This window comes from Escherichia sp. MOD1-EC6162 (assembly GCF_002965125.1).
Lineage (GTDB): Bacteria > Pseudomonadota > Gammaproteobacteria > Enterobacterales > Enterobacteriaceae > Escherichia > Escherichia marmotae.
This window is the reverse complement of record NZ_PTSB01000078.1, coordinates 1-1035: the sequence shown is the minus strand read 5'-3', so window position 1 is coordinate 1035 and position 1035 is coordinate 1. Positions and strand designations below refer to the sequence as shown.

1 protein-coding gene is annotated in these 1035 nt (G+C 56.8%); it reads right to left on the bottom strand.

Features of this window, described 5'->3' with window-relative positions:
- A partial coding sequence (locus tag A9587_RS24200; protein WP_105281992.1) for a glutamate decarboxylase occupies positions 1-1035 on the bottom strand: 1035 nt, incomplete at both ends.

Sequence of the window (1035 nt, the reverse complement as noted above, 5' to 3'; positions counted from 1 at the left end):
CAGCAACAGTTCAGCGAAGTCCATTTCGAAGCCACGACGACACATAATACGCATCACCACGATGTCAGTGGCTTCACCGCCAAGGGTGAAGGCTGGAACCTGCCAGCCGCGCAGGCGCAGACGTTCAGAGAGGTCATACAGGGTGTATCCCGGATCTTCCCCGTCTTTCAGTTTGAAGCAAACCGCCGGGATACCTTCGTCCGGGCGACCGGTGCAGATGAACTCATACGGTCCCAGTTTAGCGATTTCATCCGCCAGGTAAGTGGCGACCTGATAAGAGGCGTTCTGCACTTTGGTGTAGCCTTCACGACCGAGGCGCAGGAATTCATAGTACTGGGCAATCACCTGACCCGCCGGACGCGAGAAGTTGATGGCAAAAGTCCCGATTTGCCCGCCGAGATAGTCAACGTTAAACACCAGCTCTTTCGGCAGTGCTTCTTCGTCACGCCAGATAACCCAGCCGCAGCCCAGCGGAGCCAGACCAAATTTATGACCAGAAGCACTGATCGATTTCACGCGTGGCAGGCGGAAGTCCCAGACGATATCCGGGGCGACGAACGGTGCCAGGAAGCCACCGCTGGCAGCGTCGATATGCATATCGATGTCGATACCGGTGTCGGCCTGGAATTTATCCAGCGCATCGTGCAGCGGTTGCGGGAACTCATAGTTACCGGTGTAGGTCACGCCGAAAGTCGGCACCACGCCGATGGTGTTTTCGTCGCAGGCCTCAATCATCCGTTTCGGATCCATAAACAACTGACCGGGGCGCATAGGGATCTCGCGCAATTCCACATCCCAGTAACGGGCGAATTTATGCCAGCAGATTTGCACCGGGCCGCACACCAGGTTTGGTTTATCGGTCGGTTTACCTGCGGCTTCCATACGCTTGCGCCAACGCCATTTCATCGCCATCCCGCCGAGCATACAGGCCTCGGAAGAACCAATGGTGTTGGTGCCAACGGCCTGACCGTTTTTCGGCGCAGGCGCGTGCCACAGATCAGCAACCATGTTTACGCAACGCAGGTCAATTGCTGC